The following is a 19,547-nucleotide window of genomic DNA, read 5'->3' on the forward strand; positions in this document are numbered from 1 at the left end:
TTGCTTACCTAGTGTGCGTGGTCGCCGCGGCTGTACTCGTAGACCCAGCCAACGAGGGCCACGATGGCGAGGCCGCCGGCGATGAAGATGATCCAGGCACCTACTGCCAGGCCCAGGAAGCCGGTGGCGCAGGCGATGCCCAGGACCAGCGGCCACCAGCTCCAGGGGCTGAAGTGCCCCTGCTCGCCGGCACCTTCGTGGATTTCAGCGTCGCTGCGGTCCTCGGGACGGAGGCCCACCCGCTTGCCGGTGAAACCGAGGTAAGCCCCGATCATGCCGGCGAGGCCACCGACGAGCAGGATGCCGAGGATGCCGACCCACTCACCCCAGTTGGTCAGGAAACCGTAGACCACAGCGATAGGGACGAAGAAGAAGACTCCAGAGCCAAAGATCCAGGATTCGATTTTCACTGTGCGGTGTCCTTCTGGTCGGCGTTGCCGAGAACCGATGCTGCGGGTGCCGGCGACTCAACGGTGTGGACCTGGCGCAGTTCCGGGTGGTGCAGGTCCAGGGCGGGACGCTCCGAACGGATCCGGGGCAGGGACGTGAAGTTGTGGCGCGGCGGCGGGCAGGACGTGGCCCACTCCAGCGAAGCACCAAAGCCCCACGGATCATCAACCTGGACCTTCTCAGCATTGCGCCAGGTGATGTAGACGTTCCAGAAGAACGGGATCAGGGACGCACCAAGGACGAACGACGCCACGGTGGAGAACTGGTTCATCCAGGTGAAGTTGTCCTCCACCAGGTAGTCGGCGTAGCGGCGGGGCATGCCCTCGACGCCGAGCCAGTGCTGGATCAGGAAGGTGCCGTGGAAACCGAGGAACAGGAGCCAGAAGTGGATCTTGCCCAGTCGTTCGTTGAGCATCTTGCCGGTCCACTTGGGCCACCAGAAGTAGAACCCGGCGAACATGGCGAACACCACGGTGCCGAACACCACGTAGTGGAAGTGGGCCACCACGAAGTAGGAGTCCGAGACGTGGAAGTCCAGCGGCGGGGAGGCCAGGATGATGCCGGTCAGGCCGCCGAAGAGGAAGGTGATCATGAAGCCGATGCTCCACAGCATGGGCGTCTCGAACGTCAGCGAGCCCCGCCACATGGTGCCGATCCAGTTGAAGAACTTCACGCCGGTGGGCACCGCGATGAGCATGGTCATGAACGAGAAGAACGGCAGCAGGACGGCGCCCGTGACGTACATGTGGTGCGCCCACACCGTCACCGAGAGGGCTGCAATGGCGATGGTGGCGTAGACCAGGCCCTTGTAGCCGAAGATCGGCTTGCGGCTGAAGACCGGGAAGATCTCGGACACGATGCCGAAGAACGGCAGCGCGATGATGTACACCTCGGGGTGGCCGAAGAACCAGAACAGGTGCTGCCAGAGGACGGCGCCGCCGTTCTCCGGATCGAAGATGTGGGCACCGAACTTGCGGTCCGCACCCAGCGCGAACAGGGCAGCGGCCAGCGGCGGGAACGCCATCAGCACCAGGATGGCGGTGATCAGGGTGTTCCAGGTGAAGATGGGCATCCGCCACATGGTCATGCCCGGGGCGCGCATGCAGATGATCGTGGTGATGAAGTTGACCGCACCGAGGATGGTGCCGAAGCCGGACAGCGCCAGGCCGAAGACCCACAGGTCACCACCGATGCCGGGGGTGAAGGTGGTGTTGGACAGCGGCGCGTAGGCGAACCAGCCGAACGAGGCAGCGCCCTGCGGGGTGATGAACCCGGACACCGCGATGGTGGAGCCGAACAGGAAGAACCAGAAAGCCAGCGCGTTCAGGCGGGGGAACGCCACGTCAGGGGCGCCGATCTGCAGCGGCATGATGACGTTGGCGAACCCGGCGAACAGCGGCGTGGCGAACATCAGCAGCATGATGGTGCCGTGCATGGTGAACAGCTGGTTGTACTGTTCCTTGGTCTGCAGGATCTGCATGCCGGGTTCGAACAGCTCGGCGCGGATCAGCAGCGCCATGACGCCGCCTAGGCAGAAGAACACGAAGGACGCGATCAGGTACATGTACCCGATGGTCTTGTGGTCGGTGGAGGTGATCCAGTTGACGACGATGCGCCCCTTGGATTTTGGTACCACGGGAGCCGTCAGGACCCCCGTGGGTGCGGATTGGGTGTACGTAGCCACGTCGCTCCCCTTACTTGGTTTCGTTCAGGTTCGGGTTGCGGTCGTACTCCACGCCGAGCAGGCCGGTGTTGCCTTCAGCCTTGAGCTGGTCCATGTGGGCCTGGAATTCGGATTCCGACACCACCTTGACGCGGAACAGCATTTCGGAGTGGTACTCGCCGCAGAGTTCGGCACACTTGCCGTCGTAGGTGCCCTCTTTAGTGGGGGTGAACCGGATGTAGTTGGTCTTGCCGGGGATCATGTCGCGCTTCTGCAGGAAGGCGGGAACCCAGAAGGAGTGGATAACATCGCGGGCGTTGAGTTCAAGGTCAACGGACTTATTAACCGGCAGGTACAGGGTGGGGAGCTGTTCCTTGTCAATGGTGTTGCCGGTGAGGTGGGCCTGGACCCCGGCCTCGTGGACGTCTTCCTGGATCACGTCGCCGGACTTGTAGTTGAAGTCCCAGGCCCACTGCTTGCCGCGGACGTCAACAACGACGTCGGCCGGCTGGGAACGGTCATCGATCGCCTGCTGGTCGCGGTCAGTGAAGTAGAAGAACACCAGGACCATGAAGATCGGGATGGTGAGGTAGAAGACTTCCAGCGGAAGGTTGAAGCTGGTCTGCCGGGGGAAGCCAACCGTACCCTTGCGGCGGCGGTAGGCGATCAGGCACCAGATGATCAGACCCCACGTAATGGTGCCCACCACGAGCGCAGCAATCCATGAGTTGACCCAGAGGTCCATGATGCGGTCGGTGTTGCTGGTGGTGCCACGTTCTGTGGGCATCCACCCTTTCTCTACCTCTGGCGAACATCCGGTCAAAACCAACGCGCCGGCAATTGCCAAGCTTGAGATCGTGGTGATCGTTTTGCGTCGGCTGCCGGTTCGGTTCTGCGAACTCACAGACGGCCCTTCCTACTTGTTGCTGTTGTCCGGGCAGCCATCGGCGCTCCGGGCACAAAAAAGTTTTACTACTCGGTGTAGAGCTTACCGCTCCGCCGGGCGTTTCGCCCACATGTCGGCGCCGAGCCCCCGTGCCGTTTTGGACGGCAGGAAGCCCGGCGCGGACATCAGGCGAAATAACCGGCTTAGTGGAATGAATCGCCGCAGGCGCAGGACCCGCCGGCGTTTGGATTGTCGATGGTGAAGCCCTGCTTCGAGATGGTGTCTTCGAAGTCGATGCTGGCGCCGCTCAGGTACGGCACGCTCATCTTGTCGACGACAACCTCGACACCGTCGTAGTCGCGGACAGCGTCACCATCAAGGAGCCGTTCGTCGAAGTAGAGCTGGTAAATCAGCCCCGAGCATCCGCCGGGCTGCACGGCCACGCGCAGGCGCAGGTCGGTGCGGCCTTCCTGCTCCAGGAGGCTGCGGACCTTCCCTGCAGCGACGTCGGTCAGGTTGACCTCGTGAACGGGCAGTTCGTCGCTGGCCACGCTGGTGGCGGCGGTGCTGTTTTCGTTGGTTGCGGTGCTCATTGGCCTACCTTCTTAGGACGGTCTGGCGGCGTCGCCGTAACGGCGCCTGCCCCTACAAATACGGTATGGGCTATAGCTACATGCTACGCGCGGCAGTCCTGTAGCTCTAACTCTTGGCGTAACCGTCAAAGCACGCCGATTGTTCCCTGGCATTCCGCTGCCTGGACTTCGCGCTGCGGAAGCCCTACCCGCCTGCCGTAAGGCCTTCACTGTTCAGCCGCGTGAGCATGAGGGCCTCGGCCAGGATGGCGTTGCGGAAGTCACCAATGTGCAGGGATTCGTTGGCGCTGTGCGCCCGCGAATCGGGGTCCTCGACGCCGGTCACCAGGATCTGCGCGCCTGGGTATACGTCCGTCAGGTCGGCAATGAAGGGGATGGAACCGCCGATCCCCGTTTCAACGGCAGGAACTCCCCACGCCTCGCCCAGGGCCCACATGGCAACCGTTGCCGCTGTGGAGGAGGTGTCGGTCCGGAACGGGTTCCCCTCTTCCCCCGGGGTGAAGACGACCTTTGCGCCGAACGGGGCGTTGGCTTCCACGTGCCGGCGGACCGCCTCCATGGCCCCGGCGGGGACCTGCCCCGGGGCCAGCCGAAGGCTGAACTTTGCCCGCGCCCGCGGGATGAGGGTGTTTGAGGCGACATGTACGGCGGGTGCGTCGAAGCCGATGATCGACAAGGCCGGCTTGGTCCACAGCCGCGATGCGATGCTTCCCGTTCCTGCCAGCCGGACGCCGTCGAGCACGGATGCATCCGCACGGTAGTCCGCCTCCGGCATGTCGACCGTCACTGTGTCGCTGGCCACCAGGCCCTCGATGGCCACATTGCCATCGGCGTCGTGGAGGGTGGCAATCAGGCGGGACAAGAGGGTGGGTGCATCCAGGACCGGGCCCCCGTACATCCCGGAATGCACCGCATGGTCAAGGACCTGCACCTCAATCGTTCCGTCCACCAGGCCCCTCAGGCTTGTGGTCAGGGCAGGAACGCCGACCTTCCAGTTGCTGGAATCGGCGACCACAATGACGTCGGCCCGCAACAGCTCGCGGTTAGCCTCCAGGAATGTCCGGAACGTGGGCGACCCCGCTTCTTCCTCCCCTTCGATGAAGAAGGTGATTCCCAGTCCCAAGGAGCCGCCAAGGACCTCCGAAAGAGCCGTGTAGGCCGCAACGTGGGCCATGATGCCGGCTTTGTCGTCAGCGGCGCCGCGCCCGTAGAGGCGGCCGTCCTTCTCGACGGCGGCAAAAGGCTCTGTTTCCCACAGCGCCTCGTCGCCCACTGGCTGGACGTCATGGTGCGCATACAGGAGGACGGTTGGTTGTCCTTCAGCGGCAGGACGGCGGGCGACGACGGCCGGGCCGCCGGGCGTGCCGTCAGCCTTGTTGGCGGATAATACCTGCACTTCTTCGATCCCGGCGCCCCGGAGGAGCTCCGCGACTGCCTCGGCACTGCGCTCCAGGGGCGTGCGGTCGAAACTCGGCCATGCGATGCCCGGGATGGCGACGAGCTCCTTGAGCCGTGCCAGTGTCTGGTCGAAGGAACGGTCAACCGCCGAACGGAGATCTTCCGTCCTGCCGGTAACCTCAGGGCCCGGTCCTGTTGTGCCGGTGGTGCTGTGCGGAGTGGCCGCGGGTGATGAAGTCATGGCCAAAACATTACCCCCGTCACATTCCGCTGCCCGCCCGGGCACATGCGGTAGCACGCAGCGCTCCGGCTGCTGCAAGGTATTCTGTTCAGGTGTTCGGACGTAGAAAAGAAGCGCCCACGGCGCAGGAAACAATAGACCAGCAGGCAGCGGAAGCAGCAGCGAGGCAGAACAGTGCGGTGGGCAAGGGTGCGCCTACCCCCACCCGGAGGGCCCAGGAAGCTGCCCGCAAGCGCCCGCTGGTGCCTGAGGACCGTAAGGCGTCCAAGGCTGCCGAGCGCCAGGCCGTCCAGGAACAGCGGCTGAAAATGCGCCGCGCCCTGGACACCGGCGACGAGAAATTCCTGCCGCTGCGCGACAAGGGCCCGCAGAAGCGGTTTGCCCGCGACTTTGTGGACGCCCGTTTCAACCTTGGCGAGTACCTGATGTTCGGCGCCCTGGTCTTCGTGCTGGTTTCCCTGGTGGTCCCGGCCTCCAGTGACATGATGATCTACGTCCTGGGAGCTTTCTGGGTCATGTTCCTGGCAGTCTTCGTCGACGTCTTTATCCTCTCCCGCAAGCTCCGCAAGCGTCTGGCGGAGAAGTTCGGCGAGGTGGAGCGGGGCACGGTCTGGTACGGCTCCATGCGCTCCCTGCAGTTCCGGAAACTGCGGCTGCCCAAGCCCCAGGTCCAGCGCGGACAGTACCCTGCCTGAACCCGGCACCGACTTTAAGCAGGCAAGCCCCGGCGGTATACCGCCGGGGCTTGCCTGCTTAACAGCCGTTTTCAGGGGCGACGGTTCTTTGCCAACTGCTTGTTGATCCGCGCGGCCCAGAACGGTCCTTCATAGAGGAACGCGGTATACCCCTGCACCAGGGTGGCACCGGCGTCGAGCCTTGCCTGCACGTCCCGGGCCGACTCCACGCCGCCAACCGAGACCAGGGTCAGGCCGCCGCCGGTGGCGCTCCTGAGCCTCTTCAGCACCTCAAGGGAACGCTCCTTCAGCGGAGCGCCGGAGAGGCCGCCGGCCCCGCATTTCGCCACCTCTTCGGCCGTCGAGGACAGCCCCGAACGGGCAATGGTGGTGTTGGTGGCGATGATGCCGTCCAGTTTCAGGTCCAGGGCAAGGCGCGCGACGTCGTCGATATCCTCATCGCTGAGGTCCGGGGCGATCTTGACCAGCAGAGGCACGTGCCGGCCCGCGGCCCGGTTGGCTTCCTGTCCAACGGCGGTCAGCAGCGGCCGGAGCGTCTCAACGTCCTGGAGCAGCCGGAGGCCCGGCGTATTGGGTGAGCTGACGTTGACCACCAAGTAATCGGCTGCAGGTGCCAGGCTGCGGGCGCTCACCAGGTAGTCGTCCACGGCATCGGCCAGCTCCACCACCTTGGTTTTGCCGATATTGACTCCGATGACGGGCCGGACTGCAGGGTACCGGCGCTGTAGCGCGGCGCGCGCTGCCTTCAGCCGCGGCGCAACGGCGGAGGCGCCGTCGTTGTTGAATCCCATCCGGTTGATGACGGCGCGGTCCTGGACCAGTCGGAACAACCGCGGCTTCTCGTTTCCGGGCTGGGCCTGGCCGGTGATGGTGCCCACTTCAATGTGCCCGAACCCAAGCTCGGTGAGGGCCTCGATGCCGTGCCCTTCCTTGTCGAATCCGGCAGCAAGCCCGAACGGTGAGGGAAAAGTGACGCCGAAGGCGGTGGTCTGGAGCGACGGCGCAGGCGACGTCATTTTCCGCAGGACCCTCCCCGCTCCGGAAGCATGCGCGAGCCTGATCCCCCTGAATCCGATCTTGTGGGCGCGCTCGGCGTCCATCCATGAAAAGGCCAGCCTGAAGAAAGTGGGATAAACGCGCATGCCTCCAGTTTCCCGTCTCATGGCGCGCCATACCAAAACGAAGAAGCCCCGCACCGGACCGGCGCGGGCCCCCGTGCCGGTTTAGCATGAGGGCATGCAGTGGCAGCAGGACATCCTGGGCGGCGACTTCGAATCGCACTCCTTCGCGGCGGCGGGACCTGACGGGGTTGAACGGACGGCTACCCTGGTACGGCTCCGGCCATCCGCGGGCAGGGACGCTTCCGGTGGCGGCCGGCGGGCCGTTCTCTTCCTGCACGGTTGGAGCGATTACTTCTTCAACGTTGACCTGGCGCTGTTCTGGGCTTCGGCAGGCTACGACTTCTATGCGCTGGACATGCACAACCATGGACGAAGCCTCCGGCCGGAGTCTCCCGGCGGATATGTGGCCGACCTGGCCGCCTACGATGGTGAAATCGAAGAAGCATTCCGCATTATCCGGGAGGCCGGCGCGCGCGGGCCACTGGTCCTGATGGGCCATTCCACAGGCGGGCTGGTGGCGGCGCTGTGGACCACCCGCCATCCGGAGGCGGTTTCGCTGCTGGTCCTCAACAGTCCGTGGCTGGAAATGCACGGCAGTTCACTGGTGCGGCGGGCCGCGTCCAGCATGGTGCGCCCAGTGGCCCGTTTCCGCCCCCAGGCGGTCCTCCGGCTGCCGGAACGCGGCCACTATTGGCGGACCATCAGCAGTGCGGCCGACGGCGAGTGGCCGCTTGATGAGCGCTACCGCCCCCGCATGGCCTTTCCGGTGCGCGCCGGATGGCTGCGGGCGGTCCTCGCCGGGCAGGCGAAGGTGGCGCGCGGCCTGGAGATTGAGGCGCCGGTTCTGGTCCTGCTCTCCAAGGGCAGTGCCAACGGGCTCCTCTGGTCAGAGGAAATGCGGCGCACCGACGCGGTGCTCGACGTCAATACCATCAGTGCCCGGGCACTCACCCTGGGCCGCACCGTGACCGTGGAACGGATCGACGGGGCCCTGCACGACGTCTTCCTCTCGCCCCAACCCATCCGGGCCGATGCCTACCGGCGGCTGGGCCGCTGGTTGCGGGCCTATGGATGAGGCTGACCCGCCTGGTCGTTTGTCGCAGGGGCCGGAGCAGCAGCGGCATCCACGGCGCCACCGTACCGGCGGTCCCGCCTGGCATATTCCTCGACGGCAGCCCAGAGGGTCCGCCGGTCCACATCCGGCCAGAGCGTGTCCATGAAAACGAACTCCGCATAGGCCGACTGCCAGAGCAGGAAGTTGGACAGCCGCTGCTCCCCTGAGCTGCGGAGGAAAAGGTCCACATCAGGCAGGTCGGGCTCGTCAAGATACTTCTGTATTGTCCGTTCGGTAATGGCGCCGGGCTTCAACCTGCCGGCGGCCACGTCGGCCGCAATCGCGGACACCGCGTCCGTGATCTCGGCCCGGCCGCCGTAATTAACACACATGGTCAAATTACAGGTGGTGTTGGCCGCCGTGAACTCTTCGGCCTCCTCCAGTTCCCGAATGACCGAACCCCACAACCGTGGCCGGCGCCCGGCCCAGCGCACCCGCACTCCCCAGTCGTCCAGCTGGTTCCGTTGCCTTCGCAGCACATCCTTGTTAAATCCCATCAGGAAGCGGACTTCCTCAGGCGACCTGCGCCAATTCTCGGTGGAGAACGCGTATACGCTGACGTACTCGATACCCAGTTCAATGGCGCCGGCCATGACGTCGAGCAGGGCCGGCTCCCCCGCCTTGTGCCCCTCGATCCTCGGCAGGCCACGCTGGTTGGCCCACCGGCCGTTACCGTCCATGACGATGGCCACGTGTCGCGGAATGAATTCAGCGGGAATTGAGGGCGCCACCGCACCGGACGGGTGCGGGTACGGCGCAGTCACGGGATGTGTGCGTTGTCGCCGTGCGTTGTTCTTTTTTCCCAAGGCCACTGTCAGCTACGCTCCACATGTTTGAGGGATTTCAGTACTCGTTCCAAATGCCACTGCAGGTACGCGGCCACCAGGCCCGCTGCCTCCTTGCGTTGCTGGGGCAAGGAAGCGTCCGCCGTCGGCCAGTCCCCGGTCAGCAGCGCTGCCAGCAGCGTAACGGTCTCCGGGGCGGGGGCGGGCGACCCGGGCGGGCGGCACTGCGCACAGACCATGCCGCCCAGGGGCGCGGAGAACGCACTGTGCGGACCCGGCGTGCCGCAGCGGGAGCAGTCAGTGAAACTGGGCGCCCACCCGCCCGTGGCAAGGGCACGCAGAAGATAGGAATCGAGGATGAGGCCGGCGGCATGTTCGTCACGGCTCAGTGCGGCGAGGGCCCCCACCAGCAGGTTGTACTGTGCAGTGCCGGCCTCGCCGTCGACGTCCGTGAGTTTCTCCGCCGTCTCGGTCATGGCGGCGGCCACCGTGTACCTGCCGTAGTCCGCGGCGATGCTGCCGCCGTAGGCACCCTTTGCGACGGCCTGGGTGACGATGTCCAGCGTCCGGCCGGATACCAACTGGAGGTCGGCCACCATGAAGGGTTCGAGCCGGGCACCGAAACGGCTGCTGGTGCGGCGCACCCCCTTGGCGACGGCGCGGACCTGCCCATGATGCTTTGTCAGCAGGGTGATGATGCGGTCCGCCTCGCCCAGCTTGTGGGTACGCAGCACCACGGCGTCGTCCCGGTACGCCCGGGAAGCAAAAGACTGTTGGACCACGCTCTATCTTCCCATCCTGCCCGGCAGTGCGCTGCCAGGCGGCGGTGGTGCCGCCGGTTGGAACCGGCGGCACCACCGGCAGGTATCAGGCCTGGGCGTCCCGGATGGCGCGGTTGACGGCTGAGATCACGGCCTTGAGGGACGACATGCTGGTGTTGGCGTCGATGCCCACGCCCCACAGCACGCGCTCCCCCACTGCGCATTCAACGTACGCCGCAGCCATGGCATTGCCGCCTTCGGACAGTGCATGCTCGCTGTAGTCCAGGACGCGGACGTCCACGCCATCCTCGTGCAGGATATTCAGCAGGGCCGCGATGGGACCATTGCCGGTGCCTGTACGGCTGACCTGGGCGCCGTCGATGGTGAGCGACGCGTGGAGCGTCATGCCGCCGTCGTCATCCGTTTCAGTCTTGACCCCGCCCAGGGAGTAGCGTCCCCACTGCCCGTCAGCCTTGCCCGAGGGCAGGTATTCGTCCTGGAAGATCTGCCAGAGCTGCGCGCCGCTGACTTCGCCGCCCACGGTGTCGGTGCGGCGCTGGATGACGCCGGAGAATTCGATCTGGGCGCGGCGCGGCAGGTCCAGGCTGTGCTCGTTCTTCAGCAGGTAGGCCACGCCGCCCTTGCCGGACTGCGAGTTGACCCGGATCACGGCCTCGTAGCTGCGGCCCAGGTCCTTGGGGTCGACGGGGAGGTACGGCACCTGCCAGGTGAAATCGTCGACGGGCTTGCCGGCTGCGGCAGCGTCGCGCTCCAGCGCCTCGAAGCCCTTCTTGATGGCGTCCTGGTGGGAGCCCGAGAAGGCGGTGAACACCAGGTCGCCGCCATACGGCGAACGTTCCGGGACCGGCAGCTGGTTGCAGTATTCAACGGTGCGGCGGACGTCGTCGATGTTGGAGAAGTCGATCATGGGGTCGATGCCCTGGACGAACAGGTTCAGGCCCAGGGTCACGAGGTCCACGTTGCCGGTGCGTTCGCCGTTGCCGAAGAGGCAGCCCTCGATGCGGTCGGCGCCGGCCATGTAGCCCAGCTCGGCGGCGGCGACGCCCGTTCCCCGGTCGTTGTGGGGGTGCAGGGACAGGATGATGCCCTCGCGCGGGTGCAGGTGCCGGCTCATCCACTCGATGGAATCGGCATAGACGTTGGGGGTGGCCATTTCCACCGTGGCGGGCAGGTTGATGATGACCTGGCGGTCGGCGGAAGCCTCGAATACATCGGCCACCGCATTGCAGACCCGGACGGCGTACTCGAGCTCGGTACCGGTGAAGGACTCCGGGGAGTACTCGTACGTCACGTGCGTATCGGCGAGCGTTTCCTCGTACTTCCTGCACAGCCGGGCACCCTGGAGCGCGATGTCCAGGATTCCGTCCTCATCCTGGTTGAAGACCACGCGCCGCTGCAGCACGGACGTGGAGTTGTAGAGGTGGACGATGGCCTGCTTGGCACCCACCAGGGACTCGTAGGTCCGTTCGATCAGGTGTTCCCGTGCCTGCGTCAGGACCTGGATGGTGACGTCGTCCGGGATGTGGTTGCCCTCGATGAGCTGGCGGACGAAGTCGAAGTCCGTCTGGGAAGCCGACGGGAAACCGACCTCGATCTCCTTGTAGCCCATACGGACCAGCAGGTCGAACATCTTCATTTTGCGGGCCGGGCTCATGGGGTCGATCAGGGCCTGGTTGCCGTCCCGCAGGTCAACCGCGCACCAGCGCGGGGCCTTGGTGATGACCTTGTCAGGCCAGGTGCGGTCCGGCAGCTCGACCTTGATCTGGTCCTGGAACGGCGTGTACCGGTGGGCAGGCATTCCTGAGGGCTTTTGTGCGTTTCGCATGATGTTCGTGGCCTTTTCTATCGATCTTCAGTGAAAGGGTGGCCGGGCAACACAAACTCCGCAGCGAGGGTGGGCCGTGCGCTAGATAGCGTCTGTGGCCTCGCCGCGGCAGCTAAGGAGAAGGAGCTCTGCACGCACTCTTTGAGGGTAACACGGGTGCGTAAGATGAAAGGGCACTACCGTCCGTAAAGTCCAGCATGCAGACGTCTCCGGTGTTTAGCCGGACGCAGGCGTCCCAGCAAAAGGAGTTGCAGTGCCCATTTCGGGGATCGATCTGTCCACCATTGATCACACAGTCCGGCCGCAGGATGACCTCTACCAGCATGTCAACGGCGCCTGGCTGAAAGCCACGGAGATTCCCGACGATCGGCCCCTGGAGGGAACCTTTACAGCTCTCCGCGACGGATCCGAGATCGCTGTCCGGGACATCATCGAGGAAGCTGCAGCCAAAAAGGCTGACGCCAGCGGGATCGAACGGAAGATCGGCGGCCTCTACAACAGCTTCATGGACGAAGACACGGTCGAAGGCAAGGGCATGGAGCCAATCCGCGCGCGGCTCGGCGACGTGTTCGGCACCGGCTCGGTATCGGAACTCATCGCATTGGCCGGCCGGTTGTTCCGGGCGGATGTAGGCGGTCTCTTCTACATCTACCCCGCCCCCGATGCGGGAAACCCCGACCGGGTCCTGCTGTACACCGGGCAAGGCGGCCTGGGCCTTCCCGATGAGTCCTACTACCGGGAAGACAAGTTTGCCCCCATTGTTTCGGCCTACACGGCGCACGTGGAGAAGATGTTCGAATTGGCGGGGGTAGCCGATCCCCGTGGTGCGGCGGCGCGGGTTATCGGACTGGAGACCAAGCTCGCGTCCCATCACTGGGACAACGTCACCCTCCGGGATCCACAGAAGACCTACAACCTGAAGACGGCGGATGAAGCCGGCGCGCTGTTCCCCCTCCTGGCCACGTGGTTCGAAGCTGCGGGAATCGACGAGGACAAGCGTACGGAAATCGTGGTGAGCACCCCCGACTTCTTCACGGGTGCAGCCCGGCTCCTGGACGAAGTTCCGGTGGCAACCTGGCAGGAGTGGCTCGCTATGCGCGTTATCAGTGCAGCGGCGCCCTACCTGTCATCAGCGTTCGTGGACGCCAATTTCGCCTTCTACGGCACCACGATCAGCGGCACGCCCCGCAACAAGGACCGGTGGAAGCGCGGTGTTGCCGTCGTCGAAGCCGCACTGGGTGAAGCCGTTGGCCAGATCTACGTGGCACGCCATTTCCCCGAATCCCACAAGGCACGGATGCAGACCCTGGTGGACAACCTTATTGAGGCCTACCGCCGCAGCATCAACGACGTGGGCTGGATGGGCGGGGACACCAAGGCCGAGGCCCTCCGCAAGCTGGAGGCTTTCCGGGCCAAGATCGGCTACCCGGACGAGTGGATCGATTATTCAGCCGTGGAGATCGATCCGCAGGATCTCCTGGGGAACGTGGAACGCGCCCACAATGCCGACGTCGACAGGCACCTGGACGAGGTGGGCAAACCGGTGGACCGGAACAAGTGGCTGATGACGCCGCAGACGGTGAACGCGTACTACCACCCGATGATGAACGAAATTGTGTTCCCTGCGGCCATTTTGCAGCCGCCGTTCTTTACCGCCGACGCCGACGACGCCGTCAACTACGGCGGCATCGGTGCGGTCATTGGCCACGAGATTGGCCATGGCTTCGATGACCAGGGCTCACAGTTCGACGGCGGCGGAGCCCTCCGCAATTGGTGGACGGACCAGGACCGCCAGGCCTTTGAGGCGTTGACGGCGCGGCTCGTGGCCCAGTTCGACGCGCTCTCCCCCACCGCCGCGCCCGGACACCACGTTAATGGCCGCCTGACGCTCGGCGAAAACATCGGAGACCTGGCAGGCCTGACCATCGCCTACAAGGCCTACCAGATCAGCCTGGACGGCAAGGAACCGGAGGTCCTGGACGGGCTGACCGGTGAGCAGCGCTTCTTTGCATCCTGGGCGGCAGGCTGGCGGCAGGTCATCCGGCAGGAAGAGGCCATCCGGCGCCTTGCCACCGATCCCCACTCCCCCAACGAGTTCCGCACCAATGCCATCGCCAGGAACCTGGATCCGTTCCACGAAGCGTTCGAGGTTACGGCAGAGGACGGCATGTGGATGCCGCCGGCCGAGCGGGTCAGTATCTGGTAGTTCCACAACCGGGATGGGGCCCCGCCATTGCCGGCGGGGCCCCATTTTTGTTGCCTGCGGTTGCGGCTGCAGCCGTCCTGAACGCCGCTACTGCCGAACGATCAGTTCGGGGTTGGCCTGCTGGCAGACCTTGTCCCCGGCGGTCTGGTTGACGATGTCCTGGGGCAAGGCGGCCGCAGGACTGCCCCCTGCTTCATAGGCGGTGCCGGAAGGGAAATCGCTGCCCACATATACCTGCACGCCCGAGACAGCGGGAGCCGGAATCATGAGGGTGGCAGGAATGCCCAGCAACGTGGCGACATCGGCTGCCACGTCCTCGAAGCCGTTGCCGTAATACACCGCTGTCTTGGCCACAGGCTGGGCAAGGAACTGGCCTGTCTGGGTGAAGCCGCCCGCCACCAACGCCTGCACAAGTTCCTGGGCACGGCCGTTCACGCCGCTTCCGTTGGCAACGGCTACGGGCTGGATGGCCTTGTTGTAGGGCGGCACCGGCGGGGCAGTTTCGGTGGGGGCAGGAGAGGGCGTTGCCGTCTCAGTGGGTGACGGCGTGGCAGGGGCTGTGGGGTCCGTCAGGTCCACGTTCTTCCGCATTGCCGAAAACAACTGTGCGCCCGCAGGCTCGGCGATGACCAGCCGGTTGGGATCGATGGGCGCCGGCGCGGTGGGTACGGCCACAAACGCGACCTTGCCGATATCAATGTCCTTGAGCCGGTTGCCGATCGTCAGCAGCGTGGGGACCGAGGCCAATCCGTCATCCACTGTCAGGTTCTGGGTGACGACATCCGCGATCTTCAGCATCTTGGCGGGGTCGGACAGCGTTCCATCGTACTTGATCTTGCGGGTCAGCGACGAGAGGAAACCCTGCTGCGCCTTGATGCGGCCCAGGTCGCCGCCGTCGGCAAAGGCATGGCGGGCGCGGAGGAAGGCAAGCGCCATCTCGCCCTGAACGGATGATGTTCCGGCGGGCAGCCGCAGCCGGGAATCAGGATCGTAAACGGCGTCGCTGATGCAGACTTCCACTCCACCCACCGCGTTGGAAAGTTCCTTCACAGCGTTGAAGTCGGCCATCATGAAGTGGTCCACCTGCATGCCGGTGAGCTTGTTGACGGTGTCCACGGCGCAGCCGATCCCGGCCTCGCTCATGGCTTCATTGATCATCACGCCGGTGCGGGCGGGGTAGTCCTTGCCGGTCTTCCTGTCCTTGCAATCGGGAATGTCAACCAGGAGGTCGCGCGGAAAGCTGATGACGTTGACGCGCTTGTTGTCCTCAGAAATATCCATCAGCATCATCACATCCGACTTGCCATAGCCGGTGGAATCGTCGGCGCCGCCGTATTCCGAGTTTTTTCCATCCCGTGTGTCCGAGCCCAGAATCAGGATCTGCAGCCGGCCCTTGGCATCATTTCCGGGGGACTCGGTGCTTTCGCCGCCCGCATTCAGCGGCGCCTTGGAGATGTTGCCCTGGAGCCGGAAGAACCAGAATCCCGCAAAGACGATCCCGGCCACCAGGACCAACGCCACCACACCTGTGAGGGCTTTGAGCCACAGCGGCATCCCACGCAGCGGGCCCAGGTGCCGCGCGGCACCCACATCATGGCTGTCCGCGTGGCGGGATACCGGTCCCGGTTCGGCTGACAAATCAGCCTCGTTGTCGCGTCTGTCGCGGCCTCGACCCACGTGGTGAACCTTCCTCTAAATACGAAATCCGGTCCATTTTAGTGGTCCAGTCTGGAAATCCTGCCTGCAGCGCTCCTGTGAACGTTCTTCTAGTGGATCAGAAGCCCAGTTTGACCAGCTGTTTCGGGTCGCGCTGCCAGTCCTTGGCCACCTTGACATGGAGGTCCAGGTAGATGCGCGTGCCCAGGAGTGCTTCGATGCCTTTGCGGGCGTTGGTCCCGACTTCACGCAGCCGGCTGCCGCCCTTGCCGATGATGATGGCCTTCTGGGACGGCCGCTCGACATAGAGGTTGACGCGCACATCCAGCAGGGGGTTGTCGTCCGGCCGGTCCTCCCGGGGCACGATTTCCTCCACCACCACGGCCAAGGAGTGCGGAAGCTCGTCCCGGACACCCTCAAGGGCTGCCTCGCGGATCAGTTCCGCCACCATGACTGCCTCGGGCTCATCCGTCAGTTCGCCGTCCGGGTACAGCGGAGGCGACGGCGGCATATGGCTGATCAGCACGTCAGCAACTGTTTCCACCTGGAAACCGTCAGTGGCGGACACCGGAACAATGTCCTTCCAGCCGTCCTCCCCCAGCACTTCACGGCCCAGTGCCGCCACGGCGAGGAGCTGTTCCGTAAGCGCCTGCTTGTCCACGAGGTCGGCCTTGGTGACGATGGCGATCACCGGTTTGCGGCCGACGGCGGCAAGCTGCGCAGCGATGAACTTGTCGCCCGGGCCGATCTTCTCGTTGGCCGGCAGGCAAAAGCCGATGGCATCCACTTCCGCCAGGGTATCCGCGACGAGGTCGTTCAGGCGCTTGCCGAGCAGGGTGCGGGGACGGTGCAGGCCCGGGGTGTCCACCAGGATCAGCTGGGCGTCCTCGCGGTGCACGATGCCGCGGATGGTGTGCCGCGTGGTCTGCGGTTTGGCAGAGGTGATGGCCACCTTCCTGCCCACCAGCGCGTTGGTCAGGGTGGACTTGCCCGCGTTGGGCCTGCCGACGAGGACCGAGAACCCGGCGCGGAATCCGCCGAAGTCGTCCGTGGCCGCAGCCTTACTTTTCTTGCTCACGTGGAACTCCCTGCTGGGTTGCTTCGGCCTCTTCCAGGAGGCCTTCAAGGTCAGTCTCTACTCTTGGTACCGGCGCCGCAATGATATGGCTGACCCGGTTCCGCCGGCCTTCAAGCCGGTCCGCGCGCAGCGATACGCCCTGCACTTCCACGCTGCTGCCAACAATGGGAACGCGGCCAAGGGCCTTGGCGAGGAGGCCGCCTACGGTGTCCACTTCGTCGTCGTCGATTTCCAGGTCGAAGAGCTCACCGAGATCATCGATGCCCATACGGGCGCTCACACGGTAGGACCCGTCCCCCAACGCGACGGCTTCCGCGCTCTCGGTGTCATACTCGTCCACGATCTCGCCGACAATTTCCTCGATCAGGTCTTCGAGGGTTACCAGTCCGGCGGTGCCGCCGTACTCGTCGATGACGATGGCTACGTGGGTGGACTCCTTCTGCAGTTCCCGCAGGAGGTCGCTGACGGGCTTGGACTCCGGTACGTAGCGCACCTCACGGGCCAGCGACTCCACCAGCGGCGGCTCCTGGTCCGTGCCCAGCTGGTGGATTACCGCGGCAACATCCTTGAGGTAGATGATCCCAAGGATATGGTCCGTGTTTTCATTGATGACCGGGATCCGGGAGTACCCCGACCGCAGGAACAGGGACATGGCCTGGTGCAGGCTGGAGCCGGCGTCGATGCTGACGATGTCTGTCCTGGGAACCATCACGGCCCGTACCAGGGTGTCGCCGAAGTCGAAGACGGACTGGATCATCTCCGCTTCAGCGTCCTCGATCATGTCGGATTCGCTGGCCCGGTCCACGAGTTCACGGAACTCCTGCTCGCTGAAGAACGCGTCGTCACCGCCGGGGGCACCAGGGGCCGCCGAACTTCCCAAGGCCACAAGCCAGCCCGGAACCGGTCCCAGCACGCTGGTGAGGAACCGGACCAACGGGGCGGTGAAGCGGACCACGGCAGTGGAGTGCAGCCTGCCGAGCTGGCGGGGTGAAACACCGACGATCACGAATCCCAGGAGGGCCATGATGCCGGTGGCCACCAGGCCGGCCAGCCAGACGTTGTCGAGCAGGCTGGCGATCAGGACGGCGACGGCAACCGCGGAAGCCATCTCGAACCAGACGCGCCAGAACCGCAGCGCCCTGGTGTGGGCGACGGGCTCGGCAAGGATGCGCCGCATGGCGGTTCCGCGGCTCTTGTGCAGCGCTTCTTCGGCGTCGTGCCGGGGAAGGAAACTGAATGCGGCTTCAGCCGCCGTCAGCAGGGCCGCGACGGCAAGGAAGACCAATGCCACCGCGACCAGGAGCAGTTGCGTCACTGGGTGGTCTCGGCAGGTGCTTCTTTGCCGGTGAAGCCGGACAGGAGTTCCCGCTGGAGCCCGAACATCTCGGCCTTTTCCTCCGGTTCGGCATGGTCGTAGCCCAGCAGGTGCAGGATGCCGTGCGTGGTCAGCAGCAGCATCTCGTCCTGCAGGGAGTGGCCGGCGTTCCGGGCCTGGACCTTCGCCACCTGCGGGCAGATGGCGATATCGCCGAGCATGCCCTGGGGTGTTGGCCGGTCGGGAGTCCCAGGTGTCAGTTCGTCCATGGGCACCGAGAGCACGTCCGTGGCGCCCGGTTCATCCATCAGTTCGATGTGCAGCTTCTCCATGGCTGGCTCGTCCACCAGGAGGATGGACAGTTCGGCCTGCGGATGGATGTACAGCTGCTCAAAAATGTACCGCGACAGGGCAACGAGCTCGGACTCTTCCACCTGGACGCCGGACTCGTTGTTCACCTCGATACTCACGCGTGTTCCCCCCGTTTTTCCCGGCCTGCTGAATGCTTGACCCGGTTCCGCTGGGTTTCATCCCAGATGCTGTATGCGTTGACAATGTCCCCGACGAGACGGTGCCGAACCACGTCGGCGGCATCCAGCACAGAGAAGCTCACGCCCTCGATGCCCTGCAGGATTTCCTCGACGATCCGGAGTCCGGAACGCGTGCCAAACGGCAGGTCCACCTGGGTGACGTCCCCGGTGACCACCATCTTGGATCCGAACCCGAGGCGGGTGAGGAACATCTTCATTTGTTCCGGCGTGGTGTTCTGCGCCTCGTCGAGGATGATGAAGGCGTCGTTGAGGGTCCGGCCGCGCATGTAGGCCAGGGGCGCCACTTCGATGGTGCCGGCTGCCATGAGGCGCGGGATGGATTCGGGGTCCATCATGTCGTGCAGGGCGTCGTACAGCGGCCGGAGGTAGGGATCGATCTTGTCGCTCAGCGTGCCGGGGAGGAACCCAAGCCGCTCCCCCGCCTCGACGGCCGGGCGGGTCAGGATGATCCGGCTGACCTCTTTTTGCTGCAGCGCCTGGACCGCTTTGGCCATGGCAAGGTAGGTCTTGCCGGTGCCGGCGGGGCCGATGCCGAAGATCACCGTGTTGGCGTCAATGGCGTCAACGTAGTTCTTCTGGTTCAGCGTCTTGGGCCGGATGGTCCTGCCGCGGCTGGAGAGGATGTCGTGGGTGAGCACATCCACGGGATTCTGCAGCGACTGGGTCCGCAGGAGGGACACCAGCTGCTGCAGCACCGCAGGCGTGATGACTGTGCCGCGGGCCACCAGGCCGCGGACCTCCTGGAGGAGCCGCATGATCCGGGGCACGTCACCCGAGGGCCCGCTGATGGACAGTTCGTTGCCGCGGGCATGGAAGTTGACGGCCGGGAACTGTTCTTCGATGAACCGCAGCGCCTCATCATGGCTGCCGAGCGACTGAACCATCTGGTCGGTGTTCTCAAAGAGGACTACTTCCGTCCGGGTGCCGGGCAGGGAGTGCGGGAATTCCCCCGGACTGCCGTCGCCTGTGTTGAGCCGGCGCTTACCATTCGCTGATTCAGTCATGGTGCTGGCCCGCAGGCCTGTGGTCCCCTCGAAGATCGACATCACTTGTTTGCTGTGGCTGATGCCGGCGCCCGTTGCCCGGTGCTCCTTGCCCCAGCGATCCCTCCATCTTACGCCAGCACGGGGCCTGGCCGGATACCGGGCCGCCACGGAACAGCAACAAGGAGGGCGCTGACGCGGGCTT

Annotated in this window: 17 protein-coding genes; 3 read left to right on the plus strand and 14 right to left on the minus strand. The window is 64.8% G+C overall.

What is annotated here, in order from left to right:
* Positions 1 to 8: 8 nt before the first annotated feature.
* The 5 genes from ACR65K_RS05465 to ACR65K_RS05485 all read right to left on the minus strand — a co-directional run bounded on the left by ACR65K_RS05465 (position 9) and on the right by ACR65K_RS05485 (position 5,231).
* Positions 9 to 410, minus strand: coding sequence for a cytochrome c oxidase subunit 4 (locus tag ACR65K_RS05465; RefSeq protein ID WP_056336795.1), 402 nt, complete (start codon positions 408 to 410; stop codon positions 9 to 11).
* The gene (gene ctaD / locus ACR65K_RS05470; RefSeq protein ID WP_440151652.1) at positions 407 to 2,134 is read right to left on the minus strand and encodes an aa3-type cytochrome oxidase subunit I; all 1,728 of its coding nucleotides are present in this window, start codon (positions 2,132 to 2,134) and stop codon (positions 407 to 409) included. The genes ACR65K_RS05465 and ctaD overlap by 4 nt, the downstream gene beginning before the upstream one ends.
* A gap of 10 nt (positions 2,135 to 2,144) precedes the next feature.
* Complete coding sequence (gene ctaC, locus ACR65K_RS05475; RefSeq protein WP_440151653.1) at positions 2,145 to 3,017, minus strand: aa3-type cytochrome oxidase subunit II; 873 nt, start codon at positions 3,015 to 3,017, stop codon at positions 2,145 to 2,147.
* A gap of 185 nt (positions 3,018 to 3,202) precedes the next feature.
* Entirely contained in the window at positions 3,203 to 3,592 is a 390-nt protein-coding gene (locus ACR65K_RS05480; RefSeq protein ID WP_056336786.1) for a HesB/IscA family protein, read from the minus strand.
* Between the two features lie 184 nt (positions 3,593 to 3,776).
* Positions 3,777 to 5,231: a dipeptidase gene (locus tag ACR65K_RS05485; protein WP_440151654.1), complete on the minus strand. Its 1,455-nt coding sequence runs from the start codon at positions 5,229 to 5,231 to the stop codon at positions 3,777 to 3,779.
* Between the two features lie 92 nt (positions 5,232 to 5,323).
* Between ACR65K_RS05485 and ACR65K_RS05490 the strand changes: the two genes are divergently transcribed.
* Entirely contained in the window at positions 5,324 to 5,926 is a 603-nt protein-coding gene (locus ACR65K_RS05490; protein ID WP_056336780.1) for a DUF3043 domain-containing protein, read from the plus strand.
* A 71-nt stretch (positions 5,927 to 5,997) separates the two neighbouring features.
* On the opposite strand, the gene ACR65K_RS05495 is transcribed toward ACR65K_RS05490, so the two are convergent.
* The gene (locus ACR65K_RS05495) at positions 5,998 to 7,068 is read right to left on the minus strand and encodes a quinone-dependent dihydroorotate dehydrogenase (protein WP_056336777.1); all 1,071 of its coding nucleotides are present in this window, start codon (positions 7,066 to 7,068) and stop codon (positions 5,998 to 6,000) included.
* A gap of 94 nt (positions 7,069 to 7,162) precedes the next feature.
* Here ACR65K_RS05495 and ACR65K_RS05500 point away from each other — a divergent pair, with 94 nt between their 5' ends.
* Positions 7,163 to 8,122, plus strand: coding sequence for an alpha/beta hydrolase (locus ACR65K_RS05500; RefSeq protein WP_056336774.1), 960 nt, complete (start codon positions 7,163 to 7,165; stop codon positions 8,120 to 8,122).
* Here ACR65K_RS05500 and ACR65K_RS05505 read toward each other — a convergent pair.
* From ACR65K_RS05505 to leuA, 3 genes are all read right to left on the minus strand, one after another.
* The gene (locus ACR65K_RS05505; protein WP_440151657.1) at positions 8,113 to 8,973 is read right to left on the minus strand and encodes an isoprenyl transferase; all 861 of its coding nucleotides are present in this window, start codon (positions 8,971 to 8,973) and stop codon (positions 8,113 to 8,115) included. The two genes, ACR65K_RS05500 and ACR65K_RS05505, sit on opposite strands and share 10 nt — an antisense overlap.
* A 2-nt stretch (positions 8,974 to 8,975) precedes the next feature.
* Positions 8,976 to 9,728: a DNA repair protein RecO gene (recO, locus tag ACR65K_RS05510; RefSeq protein ID WP_440151659.1), complete on the minus strand. Its 753-nt coding sequence runs from the start codon at positions 9,726 to 9,728 to the stop codon at positions 8,976 to 8,978.
* Positions 9,729 to 9,813: 85 nt separating this feature from the next.
* The gene (leuA, locus tag ACR65K_RS05515; protein WP_056336766.1) at positions 9,814 to 11,553 is read right to left on the minus strand and encodes a 2-isopropylmalate synthase; all 1,740 of its coding nucleotides are present in this window, start codon (positions 11,551 to 11,553) and stop codon (positions 9,814 to 9,816) included.
* 253 nt (positions 11,554 to 11,806) lie between these two features.
* Here leuA and ACR65K_RS05520 point away from each other — a divergent pair, with 253 nt between their 5' ends.
* Positions 11,807 to 13,759, plus strand: a complete 1,953-nt coding sequence (locus tag ACR65K_RS05520; protein ID WP_440151660.1) for a M13 family metallopeptidase — start codon at positions 11,807 to 11,809, stop codon at positions 13,757 to 13,759.
* An 87-nt stretch (positions 13,760 to 13,846) separates the two neighbouring features.
* Here the strand turns inward: ACR65K_RS05520 and ACR65K_RS05525 are convergent, their stop codons facing one another.
* The 5 genes from ACR65K_RS05525 to ACR65K_RS05545 all read right to left on the minus strand — a co-directional run bounded on the left by ACR65K_RS05525 (position 13,847) and on the right by ACR65K_RS05545 (position 19,363).
* The gene (locus ACR65K_RS05525; protein WP_440151921.1) at positions 13,847 to 15,313 is read right to left on the minus strand and encodes an LCP family protein; all 1,467 of its coding nucleotides are present in this window, start codon (positions 15,311 to 15,313) and stop codon (positions 13,847 to 13,849) included.
* A 220-nt stretch (positions 15,314 to 15,533) separates the two neighbouring features.
* Positions 15,534 to 16,493: a GTPase Era gene (era, locus tag ACR65K_RS05530; protein ID WP_056336755.1), complete on the minus strand. Its 960-nt coding sequence runs from the start codon at positions 16,491 to 16,493 to the stop codon at positions 15,534 to 15,536.
* Entirely contained in the window at positions 16,477 to 17,808 is a 1,332-nt protein-coding gene (locus tag ACR65K_RS05535; RefSeq protein WP_056336751.1) for a hemolysin family protein, read from the minus strand. The genes era and ACR65K_RS05535 overlap by 17 nt, the downstream gene beginning before the upstream one ends.
* On the minus strand, positions 17,805 to 18,278 hold the full coding sequence (ybeY, locus tag ACR65K_RS05540; RefSeq protein ID WP_056336747.1) for an rRNA maturation RNase YbeY: 474 nt from the start codon (positions 18,276 to 18,278) through the stop codon (positions 17,805 to 17,807). The genes ACR65K_RS05535 and ybeY overlap by 4 nt, the downstream gene beginning before the upstream one ends.
* Entirely contained in the window at positions 18,275 to 19,363 is a 1,089-nt protein-coding gene (locus ACR65K_RS05545; protein ID WP_440151922.1) for a PhoH family protein, read from the minus strand. The genes ybeY and ACR65K_RS05545 overlap by 4 nt, the downstream gene beginning before the upstream one ends.
* Between the last annotated feature and the right edge of the window lie 184 nt (positions 19,364 to 19,547).

Source organism: Arthrobacter sp. SAFR-179 (assembly GCF_059414945.1).